The sequence below is a fragment of the Acetobacter vaccinii genome (assembly GCF_008365315.1).
GTDB lineage: Bacteria > Pseudomonadota > Alphaproteobacteria > Acetobacterales > Acetobacteraceae > Acetobacter > Acetobacter vaccinii.
In genome coordinates, this window is the sequence record NZ_CP043506.1 from 1,160,001 (window position 1) to 1,182,114 (window position 22,114).

Genomic DNA, 22,114 nt, shown 5'->3' on the forward strand with positions numbered 1-22,114 from the left:
CGGTGGATGCCTTGGCACTAGGAGGCGATGAAGGACGTAGCACGCTGCGAAAAGCTGTGGGGAGCCGCGAGCAGGCATTGATCCGCAGATATCCGAATGGGGCAACCCACCCGCAAGGGTATCATCATCTGAATACATAGGATGATGAGGCGAACCCGGGGAACTGAAACATCTCAGTACCTGGAGGAAAAGACATCAAACGAGATTCCGCTAGTAGTGGCGAGCGAACGCGGAACAGGCCAGTAGTTTTTGAAGAAGAAGCAGAAGGATCTGGAAAGGTCCGCCAGAGTGGGTGATAGCCCCGTATGCGTAGTGTCTTTGAAAATTCTTGAGTAGGGCGGGGCACGTGAAACCCTGTCTGAACATGGGGGACCACCCTCCAAGCCTAAATACTCCCTAGTGACCGATAGTGAACAAGTACCGTGAGGGAAAGGTGAAAAGCACCCCGACGAGGGGAGTGAAATAGACCTGAAACCGAATGCCTACAAGCAGTCGGAGCCTCTTATGGGGTGACGGCGTACCTTTTGTATAATGGGTCAGCGAGTTTCTGTTTGCAGCGAGCTTAAGCCGTTAGGTGTAGGCGTAGCGAAAGCGAGTCTGAATAGGGCGACGAGTTGCTGGCAGAAGACCCGAAACCGAGTGATCTAGCCATGGCCAGGCTGAAGGTGCGGTAACACGCACTGGAGGGCCGAACCCACGCCTGTTGAAAAAGTCGGGGATGAGCTGTGGTTAGGGGTGAAAGGCCAATCAAACTCGGAGATAGCTGGTTCTCCGCGAAATCTATTGAGGTAGACCGTCAGGTGTTGACCCCGGGGGGTAGAGCACTGGATGGGCTAGGGGGGCCCAAAGCCTTACCAAACCCAACCAAACTCCGAATACCCGGAAGTTTAGCCTGGCAGACAGACAGTGGGTGCTAAGGTCCATTGTCGAGAGGGAAACAGCCCAGACCACCAGCTAAGGCCCCTAAATCGTGGCTAAGTGGGAAAGGATGTGGGGATTCCATAACAACCAGGAGGTTGGCTTAGAAGCAGCCATCCTTTAAAGAAAGCGTAATAGCTCACTGGTCTAATAGAAACCCTGCGCCGAAAATGTAACGGGGCTCAAGCCACGTGCCGAAGCTGTGGGTGCATACTATGTATGCGCGGTAGCGGAGCGTTCCGTAGGTCTGTGAAGGAGACGGGGTGACCCTCTCTGGAGATATCGGAAGTGCGAATGCTGACATGAGTAGCGACAAACAGTGCGAGAAACACTGTCGCCGAAAGTCCAAGGGTTCCTGCGCAAGGTTAATCCACGCAGGGTCAGTCGGCCCTAAGGCGAGGGCGAAAGCCGTAGTCGATGGGAATCAGGCGAATATTCCTGAACCTGCCAGAAGTGACGAATGCAATATGTTGTCAGTCCTTATCGGATTGGACTGGCTTTTGGCGCATTCCAGGAAATAGCTCTGGCATATAGACCGTACCCGAAACCGACACAGGTGGACTGGTAGAGAATACCAAGGCGCTTGAGAGAACGATGCTGAAGGAACTAGGCAAATTACTCGTGTAACTTCGGGATAAGCGAGACCCGTCATTGGGCAACCATTGGCGGGTGGCACAGACCAGGGGGTAGCGACTGTTTAGTAAAAACACAGGACTCTGCGAAGTCGAAAGACGACGTATAGGGTCTGACGCCTGCCCGGTGCCGGAAGGTTAAGAGGAGGTGTGCAAGCACTGAATTGAAGCCCCGGTAAACGGCGGCCGTAACTATAACGGTCCTAAGGTAGCGAAATTCCTTGTCGGGTAAGTTCCGACCTGCACGAATGGCGTAACGACTTCCCCGCTGTCTCCAGCATCGGCTCAGCGAAATTGAATTCCCCGTGAAGATGCGGGGTATCCGCGGTCAGACGGAAAGACCCTATGAACCTTTACTGCAGCTTTGCAGTGGCATCAGAGATAGTCTGTGTAGGATAGGTGGGAGGCTTTGAAGCGGGGGCGCCAGTTCCCGTGGAGCCATCCTTGAAATACCACCCTGTCTCTCTCTGATGTCTAACCGCGACCAGTAAGCCTGGTCCGGGACCCTGCATGGTGGGCAGTTTGACTGGGGCGGTCGCCTCCCAAAGTGTAACGGAGGCGCGCGATGGTGGGCTCAGGCCGGTCGGAAACCGGCTGTCGAGTGCAATGGCATAAGCCCGCCTGACTGCGAGAGTGACAGCTCGAGCAGAGACGAAAGTCGGCCATAGTGATCCGGTGGTCCCGCGTGGAAGGGCCATCGCTCAACGGATAAAAGGTACTCTAGGGATAACAGGCTGATCTCCCCCAAGAGTCCACATCGACGGGGAGGTTTGGCACCTCGATGTCGGCTCATCACATCCTGGGGCTGGAGCAGGTCCCAAGGGTTCGGCTGTTCGCCGATTAAAGTGGTACGTGAGCTGGGTTTAGAACGTCGTGAGACAGTTCGGTCCCTATCTGCCGTGGATGTTGGAGACTTGAGAGGATTTGTCCCTAGTACGAGAGGACCGGGATGAACATACCTCTGGTGCACCGGTTGTCGCGCCAGCGGCACAGCCGGGTAGCTAAGTATGGACGGGATAACCGCTGAAAGCATCTAAGCGGGAAACCCACCTCAAAACTAGGTCTCCCCAAGGGTCGTGGTAGACCACCACGTTAATAGGCCAGATGTGAAAGCGTGGTAACACGTGCAGCTAACTGGTCCTAATCACCCAATAGGCTCACTCCTTCACTGTCCTAACCGACAGACCGTGCACAGAAATCATCCATGCACAACGTCATACACTCACTCTCTCAAAAACCAACCGGTCCACACCACCAAAGGGTGGTCTGGATGACCTGGTGGCTATGGCGGGGCGTGTTCCACCCGATCCCATCCCGAACTCGGCCGTGAAAAACCCCAGCGCCTATGATACTGCGGCTTAAGCCGCGGGAAAGTCGGTCGCCGCCAGGTCTTCCAAACCACCCTATCAATACATCCTCACCCGCGGGGTGGAGCAGCCCGGTAGCTCGTCAGGCTCATAACCTGAAGGCCGCAGGTTCAAATCCTGCCCCCGCAACCATCTTAAGCCACCCAATCGGGTGGCTTTTTTTGTGACTAAATCATACCGCAACGGGAAAAAACGAAAGTAGAAACTGCTTCCGTAAAAACCCATCATCACACACACTCTCTCTCGTCCCTCATGCAAATGAAAGAAGCTGATGAGGACTGCGCTTTGCTTGGCCGTTCGATCAGCCTGGCGGCGTCATACGGCTCCTATGAGCGAGCCAGAGGCGCTTCAGTGATTCTGCCTGAATGATAGAGGCCGCTGACCTAGTGTAATATCGAGCGCTTCCTGGCTGAGGAGAGCTTTAGGTTTGAAGTGATCTCGGGCAGCTTGCTGATCTGCACTCTGGCCACCCGGTTGATGGCTCCAGAACTGTGCTGAAAAGTACAGTTCTTAGAAGCTCTTATCCCTCACTGGCAAGCTGCAGGATTGTGTGTCGCATGTGTCAGGCCATCGGGAACTCCGCAGGTTGCCTGGCTTTTTGCCTCGGTTTTCAGAACATTTGTTTCGATAAAAAATCATTTTTTCTTGACGTATTCGTTCCTACATCGCACTAATTGGAAACAACGATTCCATTTGGTGTATAATCGAGATGCTCGATAAATATAATCTGGACCTGAACCATCTGAGGTCTTTTCTGGCTGTGGCAGAGACCCTGCACTTTACGTCGGCAGCTCATCTGCGCGGTGTCAGTCAGTCGACCATCAGCCTGCATATTCATCGTCTGGAGGAAGCTCTGGGGGCTTCTCTGCTCTCGCGCTCGACCAAAGTTGTGGAATTAACACAGACAGGCCATGCCCTTATCCGGCTTGCTCAGGAAACATTGCAGTCCCACGACCGTATTTTTGAACTCTCTGCCCATTTTAAAGCCCAGAGCCATATTAGAATTGGCCTGACAGAAGATCTCGTTCTTTCGGAATTCCCTCTTGTTTTAAGGAATTTTCGTAACCAGCATCACCAGACACAGGTCAGCCTGACCACCGGGCTCAGCCACACGCTGCGCACCCGCCTGGGCAACGGGGATATTGACCTGATGTTTGGCATGCAAGGCCCCAATGAGACCCACGGCACCCTTTTGTGGCAGGAGAAACTGAAGTGGTACATGCACCCAGAAGAGACCCTGAACAAAAAGAAGTCGATACCACTTGTTGTTTTCCCGGAAGGGAGTGTGACGCGCCGTATCGCGTTGGAAACACTCAACCGCCACAATATCGACTGGCATATTGCATTTTGTAGCGACAGCCTGAGCGCGCTCCTTGGTGCTGTCAAAGCCGGGTATGGCTGCACCCTCCAGCCCAGCTTTTTGCAGCGCAGTGCTCTTGCGTCGCCCATTATCATGCCAGATCTGCCAGAACCGCCGCCTGTCGGTTTTGTCGCGCTGAATAACAGACAGGAATTCAGCTCCCTCGAAAACATGCTGATACAGGAAACGAAAGACGCTTTCCCGACCTGATATCACCCTTTGCCAACAGGCTTTGCCATGACAGTTCATTCACCCCCGATCAAACGTTCCGGTTCCGTATTATCCTGGTGTGCCCTGGCGTTGCTGAGTGCCGCACCCGCCTATGCGGCCCAGACCCCGAGCCAGCAGGATGCGTCCGCCCCCAACATGGTGGTGCATGGTAAACGGCTGGACGATATTCTGGCCCGGTCCATGACAGACCCGTCCGTGCCCGCTTATGTGCCCGTTAACAGCACACCTGCGGGTGTGCCTGCCGCCCCGTCTGCCAAAAGTGCAAGCTCCAACACGCCGCAGCCGTATCTATTTTCCATGCATACCAAGCCGGTCATGTCGGCTGGGAAATATCTGGCGCGCAATGGGGTTTATATTACCGGCTGGAGCGTGTCCGAATATTCGGGCGTGCCTGCGGGCGGAATCAAACATGGTTCGTTCTTCAACAACTTTGCCGGTCTGGGTGTGGATCTGGATATGCAGCGTATTGCTCATATTCCGGGGGCCAAAATCCATTTTCTGGCAGATGATGTCGCAGGAAATGGCCGGGCAGGGGGGTATACGGGTTCCAACTGGGGCTTTGTGTCCTACTACGGCAACCACAATGGCTTTCAGGTCAGAGAATTTACGTGGGATCAGGCGCTGTTCCATGACCGCCTGTTCATTCTGGCTGGGCGCTCCATGCCAAAAGGGGGGGAGTTTGACGGCTCCGACCTGTATTGCATGTTCCCCTCGTTTCTGTGTTCCGTGCCAACCACGCTGACGGTCAACGGCTCCATGCCGTCGTTTGTGACATCGTCGTGGGGGGCGCGTATCCTGTATAAGCCAACCGACAAAACCTATATCAAAACAGGGATATGGGAGGCCGAACCCTGGCTTAAAGCAGGCAACCACAATAGCTGGCCCGGCCCGGACTGGGGTTTTGACAAGGCACAGGGGGAATATATTCCCACCGAGGTTGGCTACCGCACCAACTTTAGCAATGACCGCTATCCCCGCGCGTATGACCTTGGGTTTGTTTACGATACTGCTAGCTATTCTGACCCACTATACAATAACCGTGGTCAGTCTCGGCCCTTGTATGGCGGCACCGCCATGAACCGCCGTGGCCGTACGCAGCTTTATTTGCAGGCCCAGCAGATGATCTGGAAGCCGGAGGAAAAGGGAACCCGTGGGCTTATCCTGTTTGGGGCCGCCAACCTGATGACCTCGGGCGATGCGACCATTCAGGACGGGTTTGTTGCCGGTGTGTTTGACTGGGGGCCGTTTGCCTCCCGCCCGCGGGACTATATTGGCCTGGTTGGTCAAACCTTTTTGTGGAACAGCCGTTTTGTAAAAGGGATGAACGATACCCTGAGTGCCCATGGCAGCAACGCGCGCTGGGCCAAGCAGGAAACCATGGCGGAAATAAACTATGGTTTGAATATTGCACCCGGGGTGATGTTCACCCCGTATTTTGAATACATCTGGAACCCTGACCAGTTGGGCCGCAAGAGCATTATCCCCAACCTCAATACGGCCGTGCAGGCGGGGGCCATGCTCAATATCCAGTTCAGCCCCGCCTTTGGTCTGCCCACCCTGCACCGGACGCGTAATTAAATGACACAGATGGCACCAGCGCTCCCCTCTTCTGAAGGATCAAGGCCAATGATTGCAGTAAAATGGCAGCAGATGATTGCCGGTCTCCTGTGCATGGGGGCCATATCATCCCCACAATATGTGTGGACCCTGTTTACCCCGGTGCTCAAGGTGGACTTTAGCGCCAGTGCGGCCGCGCTCCAGGTGACATTTTCGTTGCTGATTGTGCTGCAAACGCTTTTTTCGCCCATTCAGGGGTGGATCGCCAAACACATTCACCCGCGCAGTCTGATTATGGCGGGTATTGTGCTGACCGGCGCAAGCTGGATTGCCACCGCACAGGTGCATAGCCTGACCATGCTGTACCTGACTTATGGCGGCCTGGGCGGTATTGGCACGGGTATTGTGTATGTGGGGGTTGTCTCCCTGCTGATGCAGTGGTTCCCCAAAAACCGGGGCATGGCGGCGGGGGCTGCGGCAGCGGGGTATGGCATGGGGGCGATGGTGACGACGTTTCCCATTTCCCACCTTCTGGCGGCATCGGGCTGGCGTACAACCATGCTGGTGTTTGGGTTTGTGATGATGGCAGCCGGGGTGCTGGCGGCCTTTTTCCTCAAAACACCGCTGGCCACCCAGAGCGAGCAGGAACCTAGCGGCATTGGGTTTACAACATCATACGTTGTAAAAACCCCTCTGTTCTGGTTGATGTTTTTTATGATGGCGACCATGGCAACCTCTGGCCTGATGGTGACATCCCAACTGGCCCAGATTGCGTCGGACTTTGGGGTGGCGCATCTGAGCATTCTGGGCATGGCGGCACTGCCCCTTGCCATGACGCTGGACCGCATTGCCAACGGGGTAACCCGCCCGCTGTTTGGCTGGGTTTCCGACCGGATGGGGCGTGAGCAGACCATGGCGTTTGCTTTTACGCTGGAGGCTATTGCGCTGACATGCTGGCTGGCGCTGTCAAACCACCCTGTTGCGTTTGTGCTTTTGTCTGGCGTGGTTTTTCTGGGCTGGGGCGAAATTTTCTCCCTCTTCCCCGCAACGCTGACCGATACGTTTGGCACGCGTGATGCGTCGCGCAATTATGGGCTGCTGTATATGGCCCAGGGTGTTGGTGCCATTTTTGGTGGCCCGCTTGCCGCATGGCTGCACCAGACCAGCGGGAACTGGCACCTTGTGTTTGGCCTTGCGATCGGGGGCGACCTGCTGACAGCCCTGCTGGCCTTTGCCGTGCTGCGGCCCATGCGCCGCCGTTTTATGCAGGGCCATGGTCATGCGTAAGCTCGACCCTTTTCTACTGTCGCTGATCGGGGCTGTAACCCTGGCAACGGTTCTGCCGTGCCAGGGGATTGCCACCACGGTTTTGGAGTATCTGACCGATGCCTGCATCATGGTCATGTTCTTCATGCAGGGGCTTAAGCTGGAGCGGCGGGCAATCTGGGAGAATATGCGGAATTGGAAGTTGCAGGGGCTGGTGCTGGTCTGCACGTTTGCGCTCTTTCCCGCTCTTGGGCTGGGGCTGCATCTGGTAGCCCCCGGTCTGATGGAGCAGAGCACATGGCTGGGGGTGCTGTTTCTGTGCTGTCTGCCGTCCACCGTGCAGTCGTCCATTGCGCTCACGTCGCTGGCTAATGGCAATATTGCGGCCTCGATCTGTGCGGCAACGCTGTCCAATATCATGGGTATTTTTATAACCCCTGTTCTGGTCTCGCTTGTTCTGCACAGGCACGGGGTCTGGTCGGCGCAGGCCATTGGGGGCATTGCGGTGCAGCTTCTGTTGCCATTTCTGGCGGGGCAGATGTTCCAGCCCATTCTGCACAAATGGGCGCACCGTCATAAAAAGCTTATCTCCATTACGGACCGCTCCTCCATCCTCCTTGTTGTCTATACCGCCTTCAGCCACGCTGTGGTGGAGGGGATCTGGCGGCAGCTTTCCCTGCGCCATATTGCAACCCTGATTGTGGTTGATACGGCGTTGCTGGTATCGGTGCTGGTCGTCACCTTGCTGGTCAGCCGGATGGCGGGCTTTGCCAGCCGGGACGAGGTATCGTTGATCCTGTGCGGGTCTAAAAAATCACTCGCCTCTGGTGTGCCCATGGCCAATGTGCTCTTTCCTGCCTCGGCGGCTGGTTTTGTTATTTTGCCTCTTATTCTTTACCATCAGATCCAGCTTTTTCTCTGTACTCTGATCGCACGCCACTATCACAACAAACATCTTGCGGACGTCTGATGCTTCATACATCTCATGCAACACGCGGCATGGTTACCTCGCCGCACCATCTGGCCAGCCAGGCTGGGCTGGATATTCTTAAAAAGGGTGGTACGGCGCTGGAGGCTGTGGTGGCAACAGCGGCAACACTGTCGGCTGTCTACCCCCATATGACCGGTCTGGGGGGGGATGCCTTCTGGCTGATTGCCTACCCTGATGGCCGTACATGCGTGATCGACGCCTGCGGGGCGGCGGCGGGGCAGGCCTCGTTGGCGCTTTATGACAAGGCGGGCCACACGACCATACCGTGGCGCGGCGGGCTTGCGGCCAACAGCATGGCGGGGGCTGTGTCCGGCTGGCGGGAGGCCCTGCGGCTGAGTGCGCGCCTCCAGCCCACCCTGCCGTTGCAGGACCTGTTGCGTGACGCCACCTATTATGCCGAGCAGGGCTATGCCGTCTCGGACAGTGAGGCCGCACTCCTGCGGGAAAAACAGGCTGAGCTGGCCACAAACCCTGCGTTTATGGCTGCCTATGCCGGGGTAGACAGCCTTGTGGCGCATGGGGATATCCGGCGCAATCCCGCACTGGGCCGCACTTTGCGGCAACTGGCAGAGCAGGGGCTGGACAGTTTTTACACCGGCCCTCTGGCGCAGGCCCTGTGTGCCGACCTGGCAGAGAGTGGCAGCCCCCTGCGGCTGGAGGATTTTGCAGGCCACCGCGCAACCCTGACCTCGCCGCTGCACACCACCATCCGGGGGAGCACGCTGTACAATACACCGCCCCCGACACAGGGTGTTGCGTCCCTTGCCATTCTCAAGATTTTTGATGATCTGCCCGCGGAGGATGCCGAAAGCTTTGCCCATATCCACGGGTTGGTGGAAGCGACGAAAAAGGCGTTTCTGTTCCGCAATGCCCATGTGGGTGATCCGGCCTACATGACCGAGTGCGCGCAGAGTTTTCTGAACGACACGCAGCAGATCAAACAGCTTGCCCGTGCCATTAACATGCACGAAGCCATGCCATGGCCTGCTCCCTCCCAGCAGGGAGATACAACATGGATGGGCGCGATTGATGCCTCGGGCGTTGCGGTCAGCATGATCCAGAGCCTGTATTTTGAATTCGGGTCGGGTGTGTTTTTGCCCAATACGGGCCTGATCTGGCAAAACAGGGGCTCTTCTTTCCAACTGTCTGAAACCGGCTGGAATGCGCTCAAGCCGGGGCGCAAGCCCTTCCACACTCTTAACCCGGCCATGGCCCGTTTTGAGGATGGCCGGACGATGGTGTACGGCACCATGGGGGGCGAGGGCCAGCCACAGACACAGGCCGCTATTTTCTCACGCTATGCGCGGTATGGCACCCCATTGCAGCAGGCGGTGACGGCCCCGCGCTGGTTGCTGGGCCGCACATGGGGGATGGAAAGTGTGTCGCTTAAAATAGAGAGCAACTTTTCCCCCACTGTTATCCAGCAACTGCGCGACGCGGGCCATACTGTTGAACTGGTTGCACCGTTTTCGGCCATGATGGGCCATGCCGGTGCTGTGGTGCGGCATGGCAATGGCCTGCTGGAAGGGGCGAGCGACCCCAGAAGTGACGGTTGCGTGGCTGCATTTTAACGGATAAGGCCCAAGCCACTGTGCCCCGGCGGTTAAAACTGCCGGGGTGTCATGTGGGGGCTGTGGCCACAAAAAACCCTCCCCCGCATAAGGCAGGGGAGGGTTTTTATTTAGGCACGATCTGGAGTTTTTAGAAGGCGTTCTCAGGCTGTTTTTTTGGCGGCTGCGCGGGCGGCGTTCTTTTCTTCCTCGGTCCAGATTTTGCGCTCGCGGACTTTCTGCGGCTTGATCTGCTTGACCGGCCCCCCACCCAGCACGGGGGCGCGCATGGTGGAGTGGCGTGCCTCTTCCGAATGCCACGGGTGGTCGGCATGCACGTCCAGAGTGCGGCCGATTTCACGCTCTACATCATGCAGCCAGGCGCGCTGTTCGGCATCGCACAGGGTTATGGCAAAGCCGCTGCGCCCTGCACGGCCCGTGCGGCCAATGCGGTGCACGTAGCTTTCTGGCAGGCTTGGCAGATCATGGTTGAAAACATGCGTGACGGTATCAACATCAATCCCGCGCGCGGCAATGTCGGTGGCGACCAGAACCTGCGCTGCCCCGGAGCGGAAGGCATCCAGTGCACGCTCGCGCTGCCCCTGGGACTTGTTGCCGTGCAGGGCCTCGGCCGTAATGCCTGCTTCGGTAATAAAGGCGCAGACCTCGTTGGCAATGTTCTTTTGCAGGGTAAAGACCACGGCCTGCCCGATGTCTGGCGTGCGCAGGAGCGAGAGGAGGGCGTCTTTTTTATCAGCCGCGTTGACGAACATGACCGACTGCTCGATCCGGTCAACCGTGGTTGACGGTGGGGCAATCTCGACCTTTGCGGGGTCTTGCAGCAGGCTTTCGGCCAGTGCGGCAATGGACTTGGGCATCGTGGCCGAAAACAGCACGGTGTGCCGGTCCTTGGGCAGCGTTGCCACAATACGCTCGATCGGTTTGGCAAAGCCCATGTCCAGCATCTGGTCGGCTTCATCCAGCACCAGCGCTTCAAGCTGTGACAGGTCGCACAGGCCCTGCTCGACCAGGTCCAGCAGGCGGCCGGGGGCGGCCACAATAATGTCCACACCGTCCTTGAGCGCATTGACCTGATGCATCTGGCTGACGCCGCCAAAAATGGTGGTCACACGCGGTTGCATGTAGCGGCCAAAACGCTCGAACCCGTCAGCAATCTGCGACACCAGCTCACGCGTGGGGGCCAGCACCAGTATGCGCGCGCCACCCGCAGGGGCCGGGCGGGGGGATGCCGCAAGGCGGTGCAGCAGCGGCAGCGCAAAGGAGGCCGTTTTGCCCGTGCCCGTCTGGGCCATGCCCAGCAGGTCGCGCCCGTCCAGCAGGAAGGGGATGGACCCGGCCTGAATGGGGGTGGGGGCGGTATAGCCCTCATCCTCCAGAGTGCGCAGCAGGGGTGGGGCGAGGGAAAGGTCGGTAAAAGTGATGGACATGCTCAGACAACGCCTCCGGCGCGGGGTAAAGCTGCGCCTTTTGGGGCTTCGCTGATTCGGAATGCGGACTTTTACGGGGGCTGCCGCACCGCGTCAACGCAAAGCGCACAGGCGGTGGAGCAGGACTGAATCGGCCTGCATCCACGGCTTTTTCAGGCAGGCCCGATGGGGTGGAAGGTGGGGTGCCACCGTGCGCCCGGCAGCCATCGGGCGGGGGCCGGGTGCAGTTGGAGCATGGGGGTTAACAGGCCAGCCTTTAGTACAGGGATGCGCCTTTGGTCTCCATGACCTCGATAATCAGGGCAAAGCAGGACTGGGTCTGGTCTTTCTGAATATGCAGGTGCAGCGGCGCGTGCAGCCTGGGGCAGCAGAAGGTCAGGGCATGGGGGTCGGGTGTCAGCACGGTCGGGTGCTGCTGTGCATCATTGTAAGACACGCTCAGTTCGCCCCCGCCATAAAGGCAGAACACGCAAAAGGGTGACGTGCCGGACAGCACCGGGGTCAGGGGGGTGGTGACGGGCTGCCAGGTCAGGCACAGGTTCTGCGCCCCGCTGAGTGCGGCTGTCAGCGACAGGGTCTGTTCGATATCTTCTTTCAGGAAGCGCAGGTTTTCGGGCACGCTCAGCTGGTGGCGTAACGTGCGGGTAATGTCCCCCACCGTGCCGCTGAGTGTGAGTGCGGGGCTGCCTGTGGTGGTCTGGCCAATCAGGTCCGGCCAGGTGTCGGGTACCTTGCGGCTCCAGACAATAATGTCGGCCACAGGTTTCATGATATCCGCAAGAATACGGCTGTCGGCCGAGGCCGCAATGCGTGGACCGGGTGCCGTGGTGGCATCGGGCCAGCTCTCCATGACAAACATGGTGTTTACTGTTCCTCTGGGGTGGCGTGTGGCACGGCCATGCCGCAGGCGTCGGGGTGGTCCAGTGTCAGCAGCAGCCGGGTCACAGGCGTGGCCAGCCCCGACAGCGGGGGGGAGCGGTGCAGCACCGCCGTGCTGGCAGACCAGTTGGGGTATTGCCGCCCCTTGAGCAGGCTCAGCCAGCCTGTGGGGGTGGTGTGGATGGTGTCGGACTCGGGCTGTTTCCACTGCACGCCGGGGCCGGTGTAGGTGCACAGCAGGCGCAGGGGCACGTTATCAACATGAAAGCGGCTGCAACTGTCATGGGTGATTTTTTCCAGCCGAAAGCGGAGCTCCGCCGTGCCTGACAGGCGCTGGTACCGGCGGGCAAGGGCCAGCATGTCGGCCAGCAGCGGGTGCAGCGGGCCGGGCATAAGGGGTTGCAGCTCGGTTTCGAGCATTTCCACACTGCCACGGCTTAAAAAAAGGTCCGGCCCCTGAGCCACCCAGAGCTGGGCCGCATGGTGCAGCTCGGCCCCAAGCTGGCGTGGTTCCTGCGTGATACTGTGGTCGGGGCAGGTAATGGCATGCAGCGGTGCCGGTATGGCAAGGTGCTGGCGTGTTGGGCAGGCCTGGCGCATGGGGGCTCCTTTCAGGGTTGTTATGTTATAATATAACACTTAGGATGCCGGCATCGCAACCAAGGGGTGGCTCTGTCATGGCCGACAAACTTCCTGTCACGGTTCTTTCGGGTTTTCTGGGGGCCGGAAAGACAACACTGCTCAATCATGTGCTGAACAACCGCGAAGGGCGGCGCGTGGCGGTGATTGTCAATGACATGAGCGAGGTCAACATCGACGCGGATCTGGTGCGCGGTGGTGGCAACCTGTCGCGCACCGATGAAACCCTGGTGGAGATGAGCAACGGCTGCATCTGCTGCACCCTGCGCGACGACCTGCTGCAGGAAGTGCGGCGGCTGGCGGAGGAAGGGCGGTTTGACTACCTGCTGATAGAATCAACAGGCATTGCCGAACCCCTGCCCGTGGCCGCCACCTTTGAGTTCCGTGACGAGGCCGGGCAGAGCCTGTCCGACATTGCGCGGCTGGATACGATGGTCACGGTGGTGGATGCGGTTAACCTGCTGCGGGACTATGCCTCGACCGACTTCCTGCGGGACCGGGGGGAAACCGCAGGCGAGGACGATGACCGCGCGCTGGTGGACCTGCTGGTGGAGCAGATTGAATTTGCCGATGTGGTGGTGCTGAACAAGGTGTCCACCGCCACCCCGGACCAGCGCGAGGCCGCCCGCCAGATCATTCAGGCGTTGAACGCCGATGCGGATATTGTCGAGGCAGATATGGGCCGCGTGCCGTGTGCGCGTATTCTGGACACGCACCGCTTTGATTACGACAAGGCCCACCAGCACCCCTTGTGGTACAAGGAACTGTTTGAATCCCACGACCATGTTCCCGAAACCGAGGAATACGGGATCCGCAGCTTTGTCTGGCGTGCGCGCCGCCCGCTGGTGCCAGAGCGTTTCAAGGCGTTTATTGACAGCATGTGGCCCGGAGTCGTGCGCGCCAAGGGGCATTTCTGGCTGGCCACCCGCCCGCAATGGGTGGGGGAACTGGGGCAGGCTGGCGCTCTTGTGCGCACGCAGGCACTGGGGCGCTGGTGGGTGGCCATTGCCCAGTCCCAGTGGCCTGACAACGCCGCCTGGCGGGAAATGATCGAGGCCCGCTGGGACCAGACCTACGGCGACCGGCGGCAGGAAATTGTGTTTATCGGCACGGCGGATATGGACGAGGCCGCCATCACCGCCGCACTCAATGCCTGCCTGGTGCCCGATCTGGGGCAGACCACGTTTGACCCGTTGCTGTTTGCCCATCTGCCCGACCCGTTCCCGCTCTGGGGGCAGCAGGAGGCGCTGGAACATGCCTGACCCCCAGACCGGCAACGAGCGTACAATCCGGCATGAAATCTGGCAGCGCTTCAGTGGGGATGACTGGGCCGCGTTTGACGCCCTGCCAGCCACGGTGCGCCAGCGGGTTGCCGATCATGCGTATGATGCGTGGTCGGTAAATGTCATGATCCTGTGGCAGCGTTACAAGCGACTGTATGGCCGCACGCCCAGAGCCGAGCGCGCGCTGATCCGCTATCTGGATTATTGCGAACGGCTGGAGCGTGAGGCCTTTGCCCAGCGTTACGCCCAGACCCACGGCGGAGTGCTGCCGCATGATGCCGCGGCAGGCACAGTCCTGCGCGCCAGAGCATAGGAAAGGGGCGCAGGGCCGAGCCATGACAGCAGGCGACGGGCCAGAGGTGGCGTGTGCTGCCAAAGGCCGTGCCGTCATGGTGCCTTCCAGTCGCCTCTTCTACACGGCCGGGTTCAGGGTGTTGGGTATGAGCCCACACAGGGGCTTGGGGCGTAGCCGTGCAGGCGCTGCAAGGCGGTAGTGGGGTGGTGCCAGCGGGGTGTGATCGCGCCGGTGGGGGCCAGCCACAGCAGGGCTGGCTCGTAGCGGCTCTGCCAGTCACGCAGGGCAGGGGGATTGTGCCGCCGGGGCTGGGCGATTAAAGCCTTTGCGCATGACGACAAACACACCCGCATGCCCGCAATGCTCCTTGGAAGAAACACACCTGGAAGGTGGGCAGTATGTCTGCGACACCTGCGGGTATGAATGGCCCGCCGACGCGGTGGAAACCCCGGCGGAGGACGACAGCGTGCGCGACGCCAATGGCGTTGCCCTGGCCGATGGGGACACGGTTGTCCTTGTCAAAGACCTTAAGGTCAAAGGCTCTTCCACCACATTGAAGGTGGGCACCAAAATCAAGAACATCCGCCTGCGGGGCGGGGACCACGCGGTGGAAGCCGGGGGGTATATGCTCAAGGCCGATTTTCTGCGTAAGGCGTAAGTCGCGGTTTGTACCACTGCCGGGGGCAGGGTTGGCGCAGCGCTTTTGTGCCTGAACTGGCGGCTTGGGCCTACAGAGCGCCCAACCAGTCGCGGCCTTGTGCGCCGGAGGGCGGGGCGGCCCCCTGACACCCGGTGGGCGGGGTAAGCGCCTTTGTTTTGTGCCGGGGGCGGAGGGTTCAGCCCGCCCCCTTCTTTCAGGCCATGGGCCTGAAACCTGCCTGTGAGCACAGGCTCCGTTCCCCTTTTTCATAAAAATCCTGCCATTGGGCCGGTTCCCGGTCTGTCAGGCTTTGGTGGCGTGTCGGCCCCGTGTTAGGCAGGGGGAGAGGGCTGCGGGGCATGCGGGCATGGTGCCGGTGCCAGATGGCCGGATTTGCGCTGGCGTACCCACTGGCATGTCAGCATGGGGGAAAAGACCATGAAGGAGATCGATGCCGATAGGCTCTCCGAAGCGCGGATGTTTCTGGCGGAAATCCAGGCGGATGCAGAGCGGGTGAACACCCAGGCCCAAGGCAATGTCGCCACCCCGACCGATGTCCGCAGTGGCATTGCCATGCTGGCGGACAAGATCGACACGCTGGTTGACCTCATGCGGGTCTGACCGCGGGCGGTTTTATGGCGGGGCACAGGGGGCGCGGCGCGGCTTTTCCCGCCCCTTGGGCAACAGGGCATGGGCGGGCTGGTTTGCGGCAAGGCCCGTGGCGTGTGCGCGGGGGGCAGCAAGCCTGCGGCCGTGATCGACCTGTGCGCGTGCTGCCAGAGCTGGTGGGCAGCGCGTGGCTGCCCCCGGTATGGTGGTTGGGGCCGCCTGTCAGTTATTGCCCAGCAGGGCGTAAGGTGTGGGGGCGTCCATGGGCGTGTGCCCGCGCAGGCCGTAATGGTTGCTGATCGGCAATGACGCGACAGAGGCTGTGGGCGGCGGCAGCAGGGGGGGAGCCTGATAACGCGCGCAGGCGCCCAACAGTGCAAGCCCAGCCAGAGCCAGAAGTTTGGTGGCCTTCATGTTCTTCATGTTCCTCAAATCTTGCGCGCCGGAGCGCGTGCAGGCGCGAGACGATACCGCCATGGCGTGCATATGGCCAGCCAGCCCGCGGGTGACTAGCCCTTGGGGGCGGGTGGAGCCTCTTTTGCGGGCAGGGTAAACAGGTCGGGCCGCTTTTGCGCCGCCCAGACCAGCAGGCGGGTGCACAGGCCGCGCAGCAGGGGAATGTCCTCGGCCAGCAGCAGCAGGCCCAGCGGGAGCATCCACAACCCCAGCACCGGCAGAAAGGAAAATACGCCCCCCACAACCAGCAGGCTGCCTGCGGCCATGCGCGGGATTTTATGTTCCTCCGCCAGGAGCCATGCCGCCATGCGTTGCCCGCGCGCGGGCAGGCGCGCAATCAGCGCATCCCTGTGGTGGCGTCGGATGGTGTCCTGCGCCTGAGCGTGTTGCTCTGCACCGGAGGGGGGAGGAGAGGTCATGCCGTTTTTAAAAACCCGGCCAGAGGATGGTGGCTCTGGTGTGGGGGTGGCCCCCCGGCACCAGAGCGCGCGCCATCAGGCGTAAAAGTCTACGCCGCTTTCGTTATCTGCGCTTTCGCTGCTGCTGTTGTTGCCACCGCCCGTTGTGGTGGTGGACAGCACATTGCCCGACGCGTCCTTGACGGTAATGGTGATGGAACCATCAGCATTGAACGTTTCGGTCGTGGTGGTTGTGGAGGACGAGGACGAGCTGCTGCCAGAAGAGCTGCCCGAGGACGAGGAGCTGCTGGTGCTGGCAGAAGACGTGCCGAAAAGGCTGGTAATACCGCTGGTGGAGAGGGAGGAAGACATTAATAATGCTCCGTAGGGCCATGGGAACAGGGCCGGTCTGCCGGGCGGTTATGGCGCGGCTGGCGTAGCCGTATTCCTCGTTTGTATACACTATCCACAGGGTTACCCACACCTGTGGATGGAGTCTGTGGATAGTCGGGGGGAACCCCTCAACACGGATAACCCGTGGTTTGCACCTTTGTATACTCCCAAACAGGGGCTATCGCTACTGTCAGGGCTGCCATGGCGGGCATGGCCAGGCTGGGGTGTGGTCTGCGCGGTATGCAGGGCGCGCACGGTGTGGACCATGTCGCCAATGCCTTCCAGACAATAGGCCTGCTGCTCGGCCGCAAAGGACAGGTCGGAAAACAGGGGCCAGCCCAGCACCTGCCGCACCGCCAGCAGCCCCAGGATGGCCTGTTCGTAGCGGTCGATTTCTGTCGCCAGCAGGGGCGGCAGTGTTGCGGTGCTAAACAGCCCCTCGGCCAGGGCGGTGTCGTAGGTGGTGGGGCCTGTGTCCATGCCTGTCGTCATCCGGCGGTCGAAGGGAGGTCTGTTTGTGCATTAAAAACGCACAAACAGCAAGGCAAAACCGCACAGCCTGCGCGCTACTTCCAGGTCCATTTGCCCACCACACGGCCATTGATGCTGATTTCATCCAATGTCAGCTCATAAACCGAATAGGCGGGGTTGATGCTCATGATCCGCACGCGCCGGGGTTCGTCCATTCCGGGCAGCAGTTCCAGCCGTTTGAGCACAAGCCCGTAGCCGTCCCACAGCACGTAAACGCCGGGGGGGGAGGGCACGCGGTGGGCGGTGTCCACCAGCACGCGGTCTCCGGCCTGATAGTCAGGCTCCATACTGTCCCCCGCCACACGGATAATGGCCAGCATGTCCGGGGCTTCGGTAAAGGCCGCTACGTAGCCACGCGGCAGGTTCCAGTGTTCCACCGGGCGCAGGCCATCCTGCGGGGCACAGAGTTCTGGCACCATGCCCGGCCCGGCTGATGTGGTGACGTCATATTCCGGTATGGCAACCTGGTTGCCGTAGTCCTGCTCTGGCACGGTCGCGGGCGGCGGCGGTTTTGCAGGGGCCGGGGTGGCCAGCCCGACAACGCCTGCCGTAACCCCGGCAAGGTTCCATACCTCGTTGGGGGTTATGGGCGGGTCGCCACGGCCCACAAGCAGGGGCAGCATGGTCTTGACCATGGCCAGGGGCAGCTCCTCCTTTTTGTAGGAGGTCTCATACGTGCGGTAGGAGGAAAACTTCTCTCCATACCCCAGCGCGCGCGCAAAGTCGCGTACCGTATAGCCTGCGCGTTCGCGCACGGCTTTGAGCCGGTCTGTGATGCGGAGTCTGTTCATGGCGCCATTATGTGCGAAATGTACGCACATGTCAGTGCGAAAAAAACGCTTGCGTGTTGTGCGCTCAAGATACACAGTTTTTGTGTTGAAAAAACACACATAATTCTGCCCGCCGATCAACACCTTGGCCGGGCCGGAGCAGGCGAAAGACCGCGCATGACCGATACTCCCCCGCCCTTGACCCCGCCCGACTCCGACCTGCGGGGGTTGCCTTTTATGCCGCTGGACACCGTGCGCCTGCTGGACAGTGACCTGTTTGCCCTGAGCACGGGGGAGGAGTTCAAGGCCGCCGTGGCCCTGTGGTGCAAAGCCTGGCAGCAGGTACCGGCTGCCAGCCTGCCGGGGCACGACCGGGTGCTGGCGCATTTGTCGGGGGCCGGGGTGGACTGGCCCGCCGTGCGTGCCATGGCGCTGCATGGCTGGCAGGGCTGTGCCGATGGGCGGCTGTACCACCCTGTGCTGGCTGAAAAAGCCAATCATGCCTGGCAGGCACGACTGGCCCAGCGTGCCAGAGCAGCGCGGCGCTGGCACGGTCATACCCCGGCACAGGCCAGGGCGGATGCCACGGAACATGCCGTGGCAGATGCAAGGGAGAGGGGAAGGGAGAGTACCTCACTGCGTTCGGGTACGGCACGCGGCCAGCGCCTGCCGACGGACTGGCAGCCCGATGCTACGCAATGCGCCTTTGCCCAGGCTTTGGGGCTGGACCCCGCCGCCCAGGCCGAGCGTTTTTGTGACTACTGGCGGGGCGTGCCCGGCCAGCGTGGCTGCAAGGCCGACTGGGCGGCCACATGGCGCAACTGGTGCCGGAGGGAGGCCACAGGCCAGCGCCCGGCGGCCAGCCCCCACCCGTTGGAGGAGCAGGCTGAACGCCTGCGCCACAGGCTGACGGGCCACCGGGCATGACAGCGGCCACTGTCAGGGCTGGCGGGCAGGCTTGCTCCCGCCCGGTTATGGATCAGGCGGGCGGGGGGAGCCCCCCTGTGGCGCGCTCTTGCCCCGCTGTGTGGGGGGCGGCGGCCCCGGCAGGGTCGCCGGGTCTGCGGCCCGGTCCGGCGCTGGCGTTGTATCTGGCCAGTTACCGGCCCGGCGGGTTTGCGCCGTCTGCCGCGCAACTGGCTGCTGCCACCACCTTGCTGCCGGTGCTGGAGCAGGCATTGGCTCCTCTGCCCGAGCCCACAGTGCGCACCTATCTGTATGACCTTGCCGAAATGCTGAACGCCGGTGTGGCCAACCCCTTGCCCGGCACGGCGCTGGGGTTGCGGTGCATGGCCCTTGTGGCGGCCTGCGCGCCACTGCCCGCTGTGGTGTGGGACAGCGCCACCACGCGGGAGGCGTTGGCGCATTTTCGGTTTTTTCCTTCTGCGGCCGAGCTGGTGGCGTTTCTGGCGGCCCGCGCTGCCCCGCACCACGGCACGGCTGTGCGCCTGCGGTTGATGCTGGCCGAAGCCCGCCACCGCACCCGCGCCTGACAGGCGTGGACAGGGCGCACCCCAAAACAGTTTATGAACAGGACGATCAGATGACATACAAGCAGAGTTCCCCCACATCCCGCCCGGCCGCAGGGCTGCCGCCGGGGCTGGCAGTGGCGGACATGGCCATGCTGCCAACTCCGGAAAGGCTGGCCCGCTCCACCTTTACCGGCACCACACCGCTGCGGGTGCTGACAACAGTGCAGGCGCTGCTGAATGCGGGGGACATCCGCCAGGACGCGGCCGATGCGGCCGAACGCTGGTACAGGGACTGGGCCTTCGCGCGGGAAGGGGTGGTGGAGCTATCACCCGGCCACACGCCCGACCCCACAACCCGGCACGACGCGGTGTCCTGGCAGCTTACCCGTGGCCGTGCGGCTGCCCGGCTGACAGAGGTGCGTCAGGCGCTTGGGGCGTGTGGGGAGGTACGGCTGCACCTTATGCTGGTGCGGGAACTGTCTTTTGTGCAGATCGGGCGGGTGCTGTTCCCCCATCTGTCCGAGGCCCGCGCCCGACTTAAAGTCTCGGCCCAGTGCGCCATGGTGCTGGAACAACTGGCGGATTTTCAGGCCGGTCGGCGTGCAAGGGCTTCCAAAACACCCTGTCAGCGTCAGCCAGTGTTGGAAGAAAAATCATAAAATGTGCAAAAAAGAGCTTGCATGCTGCGCGCAGTGTTGATAGGTATTTTCTTACATTGAAATTCGTGTGTCGCCAAAGCCGCCCCATTCGGGCGGCTTTTTTTATGGCCCATACCCTGCCCGCCCAGCATGGCCCCTGCGCCGCCTTGGGTCATTTTGGAAAAATCGTATGACCAGTCAGATCAGATGCGCAGACATCGTGCGTCTGCGCCGTTACGACGCCGTGTGCGTTGCGGCGCGGCAGGGTGCGCCTGTGCTGTGCTTTTTTGTGCCAGATACGGAAACAACACGCCACCGGGCCGATGTTTCCCTGTCCATGTGTGAAAGTGCCGAGGCCGGTCTGCCCCCAGACCGCCGCGTGCGCTGTGTCGGCCGGGCCCATGGGGGTGGTGGGCAGGTTGTCGGGCGCATGCCCGCACCCGCCATGCAGCGTATTCACGGCATGCTGGCACAGGAAATGGCACGACAGGCCGGAGAGCAGGAGCATGACAGAGGCAGACCCGCCCGAAGGTGAGGCCCGTTGGGAGGGCTCAGGCCTCGATAACGCAAAACATGCCGACACAGCCTTAACACGTGAGCAATGGCGTCTGCTCCTGTGCCTGACAGAGGAAGGGCATAGCCTGCGCGCCATAGCCCAGCACCCCGGCATGCCGGGGTGGCAGAGGCTGCGCCAGCATATCCGCGCCAGCGGCGGGCGGGCCGCCAGCTACGCCCGCGCCCGCCAACTGGCCGCAGAAGCATTTGAGGACAGGCTGTTGCAGGAACTTGAAACACTCCGGGGGGAGGATACAGCCGCCATGCGCCTGCGTATTGATACACTCAAATGGCTCATGGCCAAGCGCGCCCCCACCCGCTATGGCGACAGGCCAGAAGCCGCAGCCCCCACCCGCGCCCCAACTGCGCCAGACATCATACGCAGGATTATTATAGACCCCAGAAGGAACGATCAGGATAGCGGAGCATGACCGCCCGGCAGGACCGTATGCTGGACATGCCCACGGCGCGCGTTTTCCTGCCCCTGCTGGCACCCTGTCGGTACAAGGGGGCGTATGGTGGGCGGGGGTCGGGCAAGTCGCATTTTTTTGGGGACTGTGTGGTGGAGGAACATCTGCGCACCCCCGGCCAGCGCACGGTCTGCATCCGCGAGGTGCAGAAATCCATGGAGCGGTCGTCCCGCCAGTTGATCGTGGACAAGATCGGCCAGTACGGCCTGCATGCCAGTTTTGAGGTGCAGGACCGTATGATCCGGACACCGGGTGATGGGATCATTATTTTTCAGGGCATGCAGAGCCATACGGCAGACAGTATCAAGTCGCTTGAAGGGTTTGACCGCGCCTGGGTGGAGGAAGCCCAGAGCCTGTCGGCCCATAGCTGGCGGCTGTTGCGGCCCACATTGCGTAAAGCCGGGTCGGAAATCTGGGCAAGCTGGAACCCGACATCGGCACAGGACCCGGTCGATGCGTTTTTTCGCGGGGCCGGGGCAGACAGGGCCGATCTGGTGGCAGTGCGGGCAGGCTGGGCGGATAATCCGTGGTTTGGCGCAGGGGCACTGGATGCCGAACGTCTGGCCGATGCCCGCGCCCGCCCGGAGGAATATGCCCATGTGTGGGAGGGGGAATACCGTAGCCGCTCGCAAGCTCAGGTATTTGCCGGGCAGGTGGAGGTGCGGGCGTTTGAAACACCAGAGGGTATCCGGCCTTATTATGGTGTGGACTAGGGTTTTGCAAAAGACCCTCTGGCCGCCCTGCGCTGCTGGATTGCCGACGACTG

The 22,114-nt window shown here is 60.8% G+C and carries 24 protein-coding genes, 1 tRNA gene and 2 rRNA genes (1 of these 27 running past the window's edge); 18 read left to right on the plus strand and 9 right to left on the minus strand.

Features of this window, described 5'->3' with window-relative positions; genetic code table 11:
• The 8 genes from FLP30_RS05090 to FLP30_RS05125 form a co-directional block, all read left to right on the plus strand.
• Nucleotides 1–2,715: ribosomal RNA gene (locus tag FLP30_RS05090) — 23S ribosomal RNA — on the plus strand (it extends 22 nt beyond the left edge of the window).
• A gap of 109 nt (nucleotides 2,716–2,824) precedes the next feature.
• Nucleotides 2,825–2,940, plus strand: a 5S ribosomal RNA gene (gene rrf / locus FLP30_RS05095).
• A 32-nt stretch (nucleotides 2,941–2,972) separates the two neighbouring features.
• A tRNA-Met gene (locus FLP30_RS05100) sits at nucleotides 2,973–3,049 on the plus strand.
• Between the two features lie 577 nt (nucleotides 3,050–3,626).
• Entirely contained in the window at nucleotides 3,627–4,487 is an 861-nt protein-coding gene (locus tag FLP30_RS05105) for a LysR family transcriptional regulator (RefSeq protein WP_149278864.1), read from the plus strand.
• A 27-nt stretch (nucleotides 4,488–4,514) separates the two neighbouring features.
• Complete coding sequence (locus FLP30_RS05110; protein WP_149278865.1) at nucleotides 4,515–6,086, plus strand: carbohydrate porin; 1,572 nt, start codon at nucleotides 4,515–4,517, stop codon at nucleotides 6,084–6,086.
• A 48-nt stretch (nucleotides 6,087–6,134) separates the two neighbouring features.
• Nucleotides 6,135–7,352 carry an oxalate/formate MFS antiporter gene (gene oxlT, locus FLP30_RS05115; RefSeq protein WP_149278866.1) on the plus strand — a complete coding sequence of 406 codons (1,218 nt, stop codon included), beginning with the start codon at nucleotides 6,135–6,137 and terminating at the stop codon, nucleotides 7,350–7,352.
• The gene (locus tag FLP30_RS05120) at nucleotides 7,345–8,301 is read left to right on the plus strand and encodes a bile acid:sodium symporter family protein (RefSeq protein ID WP_149278867.1); all 957 of its coding nucleotides are present in this window, start codon (nucleotides 7,345–7,347) and stop codon (nucleotides 8,299–8,301) included. The genes oxlT and FLP30_RS05120 overlap by 8 nt, the downstream gene beginning before the upstream one ends.
• On the plus strand, nucleotides 8,301–9,893 hold the full coding sequence (locus FLP30_RS05125) for a gamma-glutamyltransferase family protein (protein ID WP_149278868.1): 1,593 nt from the start codon (nucleotides 8,301–8,303) through the stop codon (nucleotides 9,891–9,893). The genes FLP30_RS05120 and FLP30_RS05125 overlap by 1 nt, the downstream gene beginning before the upstream one ends.
• A 143-nt stretch (nucleotides 9,894–10,036) precedes the next feature.
• Here the strand turns inward: FLP30_RS05125 and FLP30_RS05130 are convergent, their stop codons facing one another.
• The 3 genes from FLP30_RS05130 to FLP30_RS05140 all read right to left on the minus strand — a co-directional run bounded on the left by FLP30_RS05130 (nucleotide 10,037) and on the right by FLP30_RS05140 (nucleotide 12,799).
• Nucleotides 10,037–11,320 (minus strand): DEAD/DEAH box helicase, encoded by a 1,284-nt coding sequence (locus FLP30_RS05130; protein WP_149278869.1) that lies wholly within the window; start codon nucleotides 11,318–11,320, stop codon nucleotides 10,037–10,039.
• 256 nt (nucleotides 11,321–11,576) lie between these two features.
• A complete protein-coding gene (locus FLP30_RS05135; protein WP_149278870.1) occupies nucleotides 11,577–12,179 on the minus strand; it encodes a hypothetical protein in 603 nt (200 codons plus the stop codon).
• A gap of 5 nt (nucleotides 12,180–12,184) precedes the next feature.
• On the minus strand, nucleotides 12,185–12,799 hold the full coding sequence (locus FLP30_RS05140) for a DUF1826 domain-containing protein (protein WP_149278871.1): 615 nt from the start codon (nucleotides 12,797–12,799) through the stop codon (nucleotides 12,185–12,187).
• A gap of 77 nt (nucleotides 12,800–12,876) precedes the next feature.
• Here FLP30_RS05140 and zigA point away from each other — a divergent pair, with 77 nt between their 5' ends.
• Entirely contained in the window at nucleotides 12,877–14,100 is a 1,224-nt protein-coding gene (zigA, locus tag FLP30_RS05145; protein WP_149278872.1) for a zinc metallochaperone GTPase ZigA, read from the plus strand.
• Nucleotides 14,093–14,434, plus strand: coding sequence for a DUF6525 family protein (locus FLP30_RS05150; protein WP_149278873.1), 342 nt, complete (start codon nucleotides 14,093–14,095; stop codon nucleotides 14,432–14,434). The genes zigA and FLP30_RS05150 overlap by 8 nt, the downstream gene beginning before the upstream one ends.
• A gap of 113 nt (nucleotides 14,435–14,547) precedes the next feature.
• Here the strand turns inward: FLP30_RS05150 and FLP30_RS05155 are convergent, their stop codons facing one another.
• Nucleotides 14,548–14,757, minus strand: a complete 210-nt coding sequence (locus tag FLP30_RS05155; protein ID WP_149278874.1) for a hypothetical protein — start codon at nucleotides 14,755–14,757, stop codon at nucleotides 14,548–14,550.
• Between FLP30_RS05155 and FLP30_RS05160 the strand changes: the two genes are divergently transcribed.
• A complete protein-coding gene (locus FLP30_RS05160; RefSeq protein ID WP_149278875.1) occupies nucleotides 14,748–15,074 on the plus strand; it encodes a zinc ribbon domain-containing protein YjdM in 327 nt (108 codons plus the stop codon). The genes FLP30_RS05155 and FLP30_RS05160 overlap by 10 nt on opposite strands.
• A 420-nt stretch (nucleotides 15,075–15,494) precedes the next feature.
• Nucleotides 15,495–15,677, plus strand: a complete 183-nt coding sequence (locus FLP30_RS05165; RefSeq protein ID WP_149278876.1) for a hypothetical protein — start codon at nucleotides 15,495–15,497, stop codon at nucleotides 15,675–15,677.
• 210 nt (nucleotides 15,678–15,887) lie between these two features.
• On the opposite strand, the gene FLP30_RS05170 is transcribed toward FLP30_RS05165, so the two are convergent.
• The 5 genes from FLP30_RS05170 to FLP30_RS05190 form a co-directional block, all read right to left on the minus strand.
• Complete coding sequence (locus FLP30_RS05170; RefSeq protein WP_149278877.1) at nucleotides 15,888–16,088, minus strand: hypothetical protein; 201 nt, start codon at nucleotides 16,086–16,088, stop codon at nucleotides 15,888–15,890.
• An 86-nt stretch (nucleotides 16,089–16,174) separates the two neighbouring features.
• A complete protein-coding gene (locus FLP30_RS05175) occupies nucleotides 16,175–16,540 on the minus strand; it encodes a hypothetical protein (protein ID WP_210419315.1) in 366 nt (121 codons plus the stop codon).
• 75 nt (nucleotides 16,541–16,615) lie between these two features.
• The gene (locus tag FLP30_RS05180) at nucleotides 16,616–16,891 is read right to left on the minus strand and encodes a hypothetical protein (protein WP_149278878.1); all 276 of its coding nucleotides are present in this window, start codon (nucleotides 16,889–16,891) and stop codon (nucleotides 16,616–16,618) included.
• Between the two features lie 102 nt (nucleotides 16,892–16,993).
• A complete protein-coding gene (locus FLP30_RS05185) occupies nucleotides 16,994–17,392 on the minus strand; it encodes a hypothetical protein (protein ID WP_149278879.1) in 399 nt (132 codons plus the stop codon).
• Nucleotides 17,393–17,478: 86 nt separating this feature from the next.
• Nucleotides 17,479–18,234, minus strand: coding sequence for a S24 family peptidase (locus FLP30_RS05190; RefSeq protein WP_149278880.1), 756 nt, complete (start codon nucleotides 18,232–18,234; stop codon nucleotides 17,479–17,481).
• 156 nt (nucleotides 18,235–18,390) lie between these two features.
• Between FLP30_RS05190 and FLP30_RS14200 the strand changes: the two genes are divergently transcribed.
• The 6 genes from FLP30_RS14200 to FLP30_RS05220 all read left to right on the plus strand — a co-directional run bounded on the left by FLP30_RS14200 (nucleotide 18,391) and on the right by FLP30_RS05220 (nucleotide 22,061).
• The gene (locus tag FLP30_RS14200; protein ID WP_210419316.1) at nucleotides 18,391–19,140 is read left to right on the plus strand and encodes a DUF1376 domain-containing protein; all 750 of its coding nucleotides are present in this window, start codon (nucleotides 18,391–18,393) and stop codon (nucleotides 19,138–19,140) included.
• Nucleotides 19,137–19,706 (plus strand): hypothetical protein, encoded by a 570-nt coding sequence (locus tag FLP30_RS05200; RefSeq protein ID WP_149278881.1) that lies wholly within the window; start codon nucleotides 19,137–19,139, stop codon nucleotides 19,704–19,706. The genes FLP30_RS14200 and FLP30_RS05200 overlap by 4 nt, the downstream gene beginning before the upstream one ends.
• A gap of 50 nt (nucleotides 19,707–19,756) precedes the next feature.
• Entirely contained in the window at nucleotides 19,757–20,344 is a 588-nt protein-coding gene (locus FLP30_RS05205; protein ID WP_149278882.1) for a hypothetical protein, read from the plus strand.
• Nucleotides 20,345–20,513: 169 nt separating this feature from the next.
• The gene (locus tag FLP30_RS05210) at nucleotides 20,514–20,858 is read left to right on the plus strand and encodes a hypothetical protein (protein WP_149278883.1); all 345 of its coding nucleotides are present in this window, start codon (nucleotides 20,514–20,516) and stop codon (nucleotides 20,856–20,858) included.
• Nucleotides 20,830–21,309: a terminase small subunit-like protein gene (locus FLP30_RS05215; protein ID WP_149278884.1), complete on the plus strand. Its 480-nt coding sequence runs from the start codon at nucleotides 20,830–20,832 to the stop codon at nucleotides 21,307–21,309. The genes FLP30_RS05210 and FLP30_RS05215 overlap by 29 nt, the downstream gene beginning before the upstream one ends.
• Nucleotides 21,306–22,061: a PBSX family phage terminase large subunit gene (locus FLP30_RS05220; protein WP_210419317.1), complete on the plus strand. Its 756-nt coding sequence runs from the start codon at nucleotides 21,306–21,308 to the stop codon at nucleotides 22,059–22,061. Before FLP30_RS05215 ends, FLP30_RS05220 begins: the two co-directional genes overlap by 4 nt.
• The last annotated feature ends 53 nt before the right edge of the window (nucleotides 22,062–22,114 follow it).

What these genes read in the sequence shown, in the direction of transcription:
- FLP30_RS05200 (WP_149278881.1), top strand. Translation starts at nt 19,137, where the DNA reads ATGACAGCGGCCACTGTCAGGGCTGGCGGGCAGGCTTGCTCCCGCCCG.
- FLP30_RS05105 (WP_149278864.1), top strand. Translation starts at nt 3,627, where the DNA reads ATGCTCGATAAATATAATCTGGACCTGAACCATCTGAGGTCTTTTCTG.
- oxlT (WP_149278866.1), top strand. Translation starts at nt 6,135, where the DNA reads ATGATTGCAGTAAAATGGCAGCAGATGATTGCCGGTCTCCTGTGCATG.
- FLP30_RS05135 (WP_149278870.1), bottom strand. Translation starts at nt 12,179, where the DNA reads ATGTTTGTCATGGAGAGCTGGCCCGATGCCACCACGGCACCCGGTCCA.
- FLP30_RS05150 (WP_149278873.1), top strand. Translation starts at nt 14,093, where the DNA reads ATGCCTGACCCCCAGACCGGCAACGAGCGTACAATCCGGCATGAAATC.
- FLP30_RS05210 (WP_149278883.1), top strand. Translation starts at nt 20,514, where the DNA reads ATGACCAGTCAGATCAGATGCGCAGACATCGTGCGTCTGCGCCGTTAC.
- FLP30_RS05110 (WP_149278865.1), top strand. Translation starts at nt 4,515, where the DNA reads ATGACAGTTCATTCACCCCCGATCAAACGTTCCGGTTCCGTATTATCC.
- FLP30_RS05120 (WP_149278867.1), top strand. Translation starts at nt 7,345, where the DNA reads ATGCGTAAGCTCGACCCTTTTCTACTGTCGCTGATCGGGGCTGTAACC.
- FLP30_RS05170 (WP_149278877.1), bottom strand. Translation starts at nt 16,088, where the DNA reads ATGAAGAACATGAAGGCCACCAAACTTCTGGCTCTGGCTGGGCTTGCA.
- FLP30_RS05205 (WP_149278882.1), top strand. Translation starts at nt 19,757, where the DNA reads ATGACATACAAGCAGAGTTCCCCCACATCCCGCCCGGCCGCAGGGCTG.
- FLP30_RS05215 (WP_149278884.1), top strand. Translation starts at nt 20,830, where the DNA reads ATGACAGAGGCAGACCCGCCCGAAGGTGAGGCCCGTTGGGAGGGCTCA.
- FLP30_RS05185 (WP_149278879.1), bottom strand. Translation starts at nt 17,392, where the DNA reads ATGGACACAGGCCCCACCACCTACGACACCGCCCTGGCCGAGGGGCTG.
- FLP30_RS05130 (WP_149278869.1), bottom strand. Translation starts at nt 11,320, where the DNA reads ATGTCCATCACTTTTACCGACCTTTCCCTCGCCCCACCCCTGCTGCGC.
- FLP30_RS05160 (WP_149278875.1), top strand. Translation starts at nt 14,748, where the DNA reads ATGACGACAAACACACCCGCATGCCCGCAATGCTCCTTGGAAGAAACA.
- zigA (WP_149278872.1), top strand. Translation starts at nt 12,877, where the DNA reads ATGGCCGACAAACTTCCTGTCACGGTTCTTTCGGGTTTTCTGGGGGCC.
- FLP30_RS05165 (WP_149278876.1), top strand. Translation starts at nt 15,495, where the DNA reads ATGAAGGAGATCGATGCCGATAGGCTCTCCGAAGCGCGGATGTTTCTG.
- FLP30_RS05125 (WP_149278868.1), top strand. Translation starts at nt 8,301, where the DNA reads ATGCTTCATACATCTCATGCAACACGCGGCATGGTTACCTCGCCGCAC.
- FLP30_RS05220 (WP_210419317.1), top strand. Translation starts at nt 21,306, where the DNA reads ATGACCGCCCGGCAGGACCGTATGCTGGACATGCCCACGGCGCGCGTT.
- FLP30_RS05140 (WP_149278871.1), bottom strand. Translation starts at nt 12,799, where the DNA reads ATGCGCCAGGCCTGCCCAACACGCCAGCACCTTGCCATACCGGCACCG.
- FLP30_RS05175 (WP_210419315.1), bottom strand. Translation starts at nt 16,540, where the DNA reads ATGACCTCTCCTCCCCCCTCCGGTGCAGAGCAACACGCTCAGGCGCAG.
- FLP30_RS05190 (WP_149278880.1), bottom strand. Translation starts at nt 18,234, where the DNA reads ATGAACAGACTCCGCATCACAGACCGGCTCAAAGCCGTGCGCGAACGC.
- FLP30_RS14200 (WP_210419316.1), top strand. Translation starts at nt 18,391, where the DNA reads ATGACCGATACTCCCCCGCCCTTGACCCCGCCCGACTCCGACCTGCGG.
- FLP30_RS05180 (WP_149278878.1), bottom strand. Translation starts at nt 16,891, where the DNA reads ATGTCTTCCTCCCTCTCCACCAGCGGTATTACCAGCCTTTTCGGCACG.